We start from the raw sequence: 6895 nt of genomic DNA, 5'->3' as shown, positions 1-6895 counted from the left end.
CAAGCGGTGCTTGTGTGTTTCGGAGGGTTACGGCGGTTATGGCGGGAAGGAAACACCCGGTTACATTCCGAACCCGGAAGTTAAGCTTCTCTGCGCCGATGGTACTGCACTCGGGAGGGTGTGGGAGAGTAGGTCACCGCCGGACAATCTTTTTGGGGAGGGGTTTCGACGCCTGTGGGTGTCGGGGCCCCTCCCTTTTTGTGTTTGTAGAGTTCGGCCTCTGGCGTTTTGACGGGGTTCCACGCTCGATGTGTGGAGCCCCTTTCTGCATTTCCGGGGTGTGGTTCGGCGTTTGCCTCGTCCATTGTGCTTCGGTTGTTGCGTGGTGTTGTATGTCACTTTGCGCGGTGAGCTTCGGGGTTGTCCTTGTGTCGCTCTAGGAAGCGCCGGCTTTGGGTGCTCAGCACTTGGGCTGTGTCGGTTCTGAAGCGGCCTGATTGGACGACTAGACGCTCAGAGGTGCATTTGATGCCTGCTTGCGGCGACCTCGGATGTGATCTGGATCAATGGGAGCTCAGCTTTTTGAGTGGTGGCTTTTGTTTGCGTGAGATCTGCCATGCGGACGGTAGATCGCGTTAGCTGAGTAGCGGTTTTCTGGCAACGGCTTGAGCTGGGTGCGCGGGCGTGGGATTTGGTTTGTGGCGGGCGTTCGATAAATGGAGGGTTGTGTTGGCTCAGGGACGTTCTGTGGCTTGCTAGGCTGGGGAGAGCGGGCCACCCCCTCGGGTGGCCTTCGTCGCGTAAGGCCCGTGGCGCGGGCGGCGACCAGCCACGGTGGACGGTTTGTTGTGAGTCCGCTGGGTGAGCCAACGAAATGGACCAGAAGTGAACAGAGATAACGGATCGGACGGCGGACAGCGCGGGCGCGGCGACGACGGGGACAGGCGCTCAGGCGGCAGGAGCGGGGGGTACGGCTCTCGCGGACGAGACTCCGGCGGCGACCGTCCCTTCCGTTCCGACGACAGGTCGCGTTCCTACAACCGCGGTGGCGGTTCTGACAGAGGCCCGCGGCGAGAAGACGATCGAGATGACCGCGGCAGGGGCCGCGATGGCGGCGAGCGCCGGCCGTTCCGTGACCGCGATGATCGCGGCCCGCGCCGCGAGGGCGGATACGGAGACCGGCGTGAGGGTGGCTACGGCCAGCGTCGCGAAGGTGGATACCGTGGCCCTCGGCGTGAGGGTGATGACCGCGGGGCCGGTGGCGGCGGCGAGCGTCGTCCCTATCGGGACCGTGACGATCGCGGGCCGCGCCGCGAGGGTGGCTACGGCGACCGTCGCGAGGGCAGCGGGTATGGCGACCGCGGGCCGCGCCGTGAGGGCGGCTTCCGCGACGATCGCGGGCCGAGGCGTGAAGGGTTCCGCGACGACCGCGGACCCCGTCGCGAAGGCGGTGGCTTCCGGGAAGACCGTGGTCCTCGGCGCGAGGGCGGCGGTTTCCAAGACCGTGGGCCCCGCCGTGAGGGCGGTTACGGTGGGCCTCGTCGCGAAGGCGGCTATGGTGACCGTCGCGAGGGTGGTTACGGAGGCCGTCGTGAAGGCGGTTTCCGCGACGATCGCGGGCCGAGGCGTGAAGGGGCCCGTGACGACCGGGGGCCTCGTCGCGAAGGCGGGTACGGCGACCGGCGTGAGGGCGGTTACGCCGACCGCGGACCGCGCCGCGAGGGTGGCCACGGTGACCGTCGCGAGGGTGGTTACGGAGGCCGTCGCGAGGGCGGTTTCCGCGACGATCGCGGGCCGAGGCGTGAAGGGGCCCGTGACGACCGGGGGCCTCGTCGCGAGGGCGGCGGGTTCCGGGATGACCGTGGGCCTCGTCGCGAAGGCGGCTATGGCGACCGTCGCGAGGGTGGTTACGGAGGCCGTCGTGAGGGCGGGTTCCGTGAGGACCGTGGGCCAAGGCGTGAGGGACCTCGGGATGACCGTGGGCCGCGCCGTGAAGGCGGCGGTTTCCGGGATGACCGTGGTCCTCGCCGTGAGGGCGGCGGTTTCCGCGAAGACCGTGGACCCCGTCGCGAAGGCGGATTCCGGGACGATCGGGGGCCGCGCCGTGAGGGCGGGGGCTTCCGGGATGACCGTGGACCCCGTCGCGAAGCGGGGCCGCGCCGCGAGGGTGGTTACGCCGGTCGTCGTGAGGGCGGATACCAGGGTTCCCGGCCGTTCTCGCGTGAGGGTCGTGAGGAGCGTCTCGACACCGGCACCCGTGCGCGTTACGGCAGGCCCGACCGGGAGGAGACCGAGGCTCCGCAGCGGGAGAGGCTGCCCGAGGTGGCGCCCGACATCACGGCGGAGGAGCTGGACAAGGAGGTCCTGGAGGAGCTGCGTTCCCTCCCGGGTGACCTCGCCGAGCTCGTCGGCCGGCACCTTGTCGCCGCCGAGCGGGCGCTGGAGGACGACGACCCCGAGCGGGCGCACGAGCACACGAAGGTGGCGCGCAGGTTCGCGGCCCGCATCGGTGTCGTGCGCGAGGCCGCGGGCATCGTCGCCTACCGTGCCGGTCACTACTCCGAGGCGCTGAGCGACCTGCGGGCGGCCAGGCGGATGACGGGCTCGGAGGCGTACCTGCCGGTCATGGCGGACTGCGAGCGCGGTCTGGGCCGTCCGGAGCGGGCCATCGATCTGGTGCGTTCGCCGGAGGCCGAGCGGCTCGACCGCGACGGGCGCATCGAGATGACCATCGTCGAGTCCGGCGCGCGCCGTGACCTGGGTCAGTTCGACGCCGCGGTGATCACGCTGCAGCGGCTTCCGGAGCTGCGTGACCCGCAGCCCAAGCCCTGGTCGGCGCGGCTGGCGTTCGCGTACGCGGACGCGCTGGCCGATGCCGGGCACCAGGAGGCGGCCGCCGACTGGTTCGAACGCGCGATGGCGTTCGACGAGGACGGCGAGACGGACGCGGCCGAACGCTACGCCGAGCTGACCGGATCCGTGATCGAGGACATCGAGGAGGACCTCGACGACGAGGACGAATCGGTCGGTGTGGCGGAGCCCGGGGACGTTGCGGAGGCTGACGAGGAGCTCCTCGACGAGGCCAGTGAGCTTCTGGACGATGACTCGGCCGACGACGTCGACGAGGAGCCGGACGAGTCCGGCGAACCGTCCGCGGAGGCGGATGAGCCGGCGGGTGCCGAGACCGGCTCCGCCGACGTCCTGGAGGACGACTCCGAGAAGGACCTCTCTGAGGACGAGGACTCTGAGGGCGACGACTCCGATGTGGTGGAATCCGCTGCCACTGAGGACTCCGATGGTCCCGAGGACGCTGGTGAGCCGGTGGAGCAGGCGGGGACGCCGGGCATCACGCCGGCGTTCATCGAGCCGAACTTCGGCGACGTCCTCGATGTGCCCGACGAAACGGTGCAGAAGCGGCCGAAGAGCGAGGACTGACGTACCGACTTGCCCGCCGTGCCTTCGTGGTACGGCGGGCAAGTCGCATCCGGGGCTCGGCGAAGGTCAGGGTGAGACGCGGTCGAGCCAGTGGAGGATGCCCGCGACGTTGGAAGGCGCCCCGCTCAGCAGCTCGAACTGCTCGGCCGTGCCCTCGTCGGCCGTCAGCGCGGCGTAACGCTCCTTGGTGCGGTCTCTGACCATGGCGACGGCGTGGTCGAGGTCCATGCCCTCGGATTTGGCCTGCCGTGTGAGGTCCACCCAGACGCGGAGCTCTTCCGCGGATCGTTCGAGAGTCTCCTGAACGGTGCCGACTGGACCATAGTGGCTGAACAGCAACCGCTGTGGCTGCAGTGCCTTGAACAGTGCGATCGAGCCGAGCGCGGTGTCGAGATCGAAGTCCGGCGGAGGCGTCGCGGGGCGCAGATCGCCCGTTTCGGGCAGATAGACGCCGGCAGCGTCGCCGACGTAGAGGTCACCGGTGGCGGAGTCGATGAGGCCCACGTGGTGTTTGGCGTGGCCGGGGGAGTAGTGGCTGCTCAGGGTGCGGCCGTTGCCGAGGTCGATGGCGCCGGTGTCGCCGAGGGCGACGATGCGTTCGGCCTCGGTGGGGGACAGCTCGCCGAAGAGCGTGTCGAGCCGGTCGCCCCACACCATGCGGGCGCTGGCCATCAGGCGTGACGGCTCGGCGAGGTGGCGGGCGCCCTTCTCGTGGACGACGATCTGGGCGGAGGGGAAGAACCTGGCGATGTCTCCGACTCCGCCGGCGTGGTCGAGATGGATGTGCGTCACCACGACCGTGGCCAGGTCGTCCGGCCCGACGCCGAGGGAGGCGATGGCGTCGCGTACGACGGGTGCCGAGGTCGAGGTGCCGGTCTCCACCAGGCATGGCCTGTCGCCGAGAATCAGATAACCCGCCGTGATGCCGGTGTATCCCGCCATTTTGGTGTCGATCTCGTAGACGTCGCCGCCCAGCGCGGTGATGTTCTCCACAGGCACTCCCGAACGTCCAGCGGTTATCCCCAGAACGGTATTCGGCCGATCCGGGCTTGTCCTCATCGTAGAGAGTGATCTCCACCAGAGCACCGATAGGAGGACGACCGTGGACAGGAACGAGGTCTTGCTGGTGGGGAGGCTGTCGGCGGCGGTCGAGGAGCACCCGTTGCCGAGCGGCGACACCGTGACGAAGTGGCGCATCATCGTGCGCCGACGGCGTCATCGGCGTGGGGCGGCGCTGACCGACAGCATTCCGTGTGTCACGTTCAGCCCGGAGGTCGCCGCAGTGGTGCGCGACCTCAAGCCGCGCGACTACGTCGAGGTGACGGGGGCGTTCCGCTGCCGCGTCTTCGGCCCGTCGGCCGCCAAGATCTGGCGGTACGAGGTGGAGGTCAGCGCCGTGCGGCCGTACGAGGCCGAAGCGGCCGAGCCGGACGATCCCACGGACAAGCCGGGCGGAGGTGAGCTGGCCGCCTTGATACCCCGGCAGGTGGCATACCTGGCGGCCACAGCCTGAGACTTCCCCGGGCGAGTGCTCGCTGTGCACCCGTGACAGCCAGGCCGGCGCCCAGGGTCTGGCTGTGGCTGTGCAGGTGGGGACACGAGATCGGCCCGGTGGCGTCTTCACCGGCAGGTGGTGGCGCCTGGCCGCCCAGGTGTCCCATTCGTACGGAGGCTGTCACGCTACTCATTGCGCTCGCCGTAGCCGAGACCGCACTGGCTAAGGGCCTCCCGGCTCCGCACTGGCCAAGCGTCTCCCGGCACCGCACGGGTTGAGGGCCTCGGCTGGCGTCAGCGCTTCAGCAATGCTCGGCACTGGATCCCATCTGATCCAACTGGCCGCGTTCTGATGTGTTGCGCGGGGCCGCTGCTTCGACGTCGCAATGTGCTGCGCGGCCATCGCCTTCTTCGGTTTTGGAGCCCACGCCTAGCGAAGTGTCGCGATGGCCGTTCGCATTCACAGCGTCAGTGGCCGCTTTTTCGGTGTGATGTCGGCGTTGAGCCGATGGGTGGGCCGTTGTCGGTGGGCAGACAGAGCGTTTGTGTCGGCTCCCGCTGCGCCGACCGCACCTGTACGTCGATTTAGGGGGCGTGATCACCATGTAGACCCATGTTTCTTACGCGTCCCAGGCCGCTCGCCGCAGGGTCCGCTGTTTCTTGTGCGTCCTAGGGTCCGCACGGAGCGGCGGGTCACCACGGGTTGAAGCGAGCTCGCGGGCTCCCTTCCGAACTCCAGCGGAACCGGCGGCGTGTCGTGGTCGACACGTGGCGCGACGGTGTCGACACCGATGCGAGAGCGTTGTCGGCCGGCAGGTCCGGTGGCTCGCCGGCCGAGATGGCGGGCACACGCGATGAGGGGCGGCGGACCGGCACAGCCGCCAGCCGTTCTTCTCTGGGCTGCGCTGGGGCGCCCCAAGAACTGTGCGCTGCCCGGAGGCTCCCGTGCGGTTGCTCCCCGCACGCATGGACCGATCTCACCTTGCAGGCGGTCGGACACTGCCCTGACGCACGACACGCCGGTGCGGGGCTGGCGCGGTGTCGTGTTGGAGCGCGTCGGGCGAGTGTGGTTGGGGCTTAACTCCGCCGTCGTGTCAGGCGGTCGGGCGTTGCCGTGACGTTGGTAGGCCTCGGTCCCGGGGTTGGGGTGGTGTCGTGTGGGAGGACGTCAGGTGGGGGTCGTTGCGGCGCCAGCGTGGCAGGTGGCCGCACACACTGTCGCTGACGTGCGACACGGCTCGGTGCCGGGTCGGTGCAGAGGCGTGTCGCAGCACGGTGGGCGGGCGCTCGCGGAGGTCACCGCCTACGACGCGACCGTGCTTGTGGCTCAGCGTCGGCAGCGTGTCGGGCGTGGTCTTCGTCGTGCCTCACGTGCGGTGGGGTTGGAGGAGGCCGCTCAGCGTTAGTCGATGGCGAAGGTGCGGAGGACGAGGCCGGTTCGGGGTTTGGGGCCGAAGGAGGTGGATTTGCGGGGGACTCGTTCGCCGCCGGCGGCGACGGCGAGGACGTCCTCGACTGCGAGGGGTTTGAGGATGACCGCGGTGCCGCCCGTGCGGCGGGCTCGGCGGACTGCCGCCGCGGTGTCGTGGTGGACGATGCGTACGGCGTGCTCGTCGTCCCGCATGCCCCAGACCACGGGGAGCACGAATTCGCTGAGGACGGAGGTGTTGAGCGAGTTCCAGCGGTCGGAATGGTCGGCGGGCATCGCGCGGGCGAGCTGCATCGGGTCGGGGTCGGTGAGCAGGTGGGCACCGCCCTCTCCGGCGAGCAGGAACGCCGGCTCCTGGGCTCTTTCCAGGGCGGCCAGGCCCAGGGCGAGGTCGGGGTAGTCCTGGACACGCCAGGCGCCCTTGGCTCTGGCGACCGCCTCCTCGAGGGGCAGGCCAGGGATGACGCGGTGGATGGCCTTGAGGTCGGGCGGGTACGCGGTGGAGTCCACGAGCAACGCCAGCCCGAAGTCCCAGGGGCCCAGCGGGACGTCGTCCGGGGGTGTACGGAGGCCGTCTGGGAGTGGCTGGGAGAGGGA

Annotated in this window: 5 protein-coding genes and 1 rRNA gene; 3 read left to right on the top strand and 3 right to left on the bottom strand. The window is 69.4% G+C overall.

Features of this window, described 5'->3' with window-relative positions:
• Positions 1 to 28 precede the first annotated feature (28 nt).
• A 5S ribosomal RNA gene (gene rrf / locus C1J01_RS44720) occupies positions 29 to 145 on the top strand.
• Positions 146 to 888: 743 nt separating this feature from the next.
• On the opposite strand, the gene C1J01_RS53370 is transcribed toward rrf, so the two are convergent.
• Entirely contained in the window at positions 889 to 2358 is a 1470-nt protein-coding gene (locus C1J01_RS53370; RefSeq protein ID WP_181449314.1) for a hypothetical protein, read from the bottom strand.
• On the opposite strand from C1J01_RS53370, the gene C1J01_RS44715 reads away from it, so the two are divergent.
• On the top strand, positions 2263 to 3375 hold the full coding sequence (locus tag C1J01_RS44715; protein WP_235855090.1) for a hypothetical protein: 1113 nt from the start codon (positions 2263 to 2265) through the stop codon (positions 3373 to 3375). The genes C1J01_RS53370 and C1J01_RS44715 overlap by 96 nt on opposite strands.
• Before the next feature lie 66 nt (positions 3376 to 3441).
• Here the strand turns inward: C1J01_RS44715 and C1J01_RS44710 are convergent, their stop codons facing one another.
• Positions 3442 to 4368 carry an MBL fold metallo-hydrolase gene (locus tag C1J01_RS44710; protein ID WP_111185087.1) on the bottom strand — a complete coding sequence of 309 codons (927 nt, stop codon included), beginning with the start codon at positions 4366 to 4368 and terminating at the stop codon, positions 3442 to 3444.
• Between the two features lie 109 nt (positions 4369 to 4477).
• On the opposite strand from C1J01_RS44710, the gene C1J01_RS44705 reads away from it, so the two are divergent.
• The gene (locus tag C1J01_RS44705) at positions 4478 to 4888 is read left to right on the top strand and encodes a single-stranded DNA-binding protein (RefSeq protein WP_181449313.1); all 411 of its coding nucleotides are present in this window, start codon (positions 4478 to 4480) and stop codon (positions 4886 to 4888) included.
• A 1383-nt stretch (positions 4889 to 6271) separates the two neighbouring features.
• Here C1J01_RS44705 and C1J01_RS44700 read toward each other — a convergent pair.
• Positions 6272 to 6895: DUF1015 domain-containing protein (locus C1J01_RS44700; protein ID WP_146615960.1), on the bottom strand; the 624-nt coding region annotated here is incomplete at its 5' end.

This window comes from Nonomuraea aridisoli (assembly GCF_003236395.1).
Taxonomy (GTDB): Bacteria; Actinomycetota; Actinomycetes; order Streptosporangiales; family Streptosporangiaceae; genus Nonomuraea; species Nonomuraea aridisoli.
This window is presented reverse-complemented; position numbering and strand designations above follow the sequence as displayed.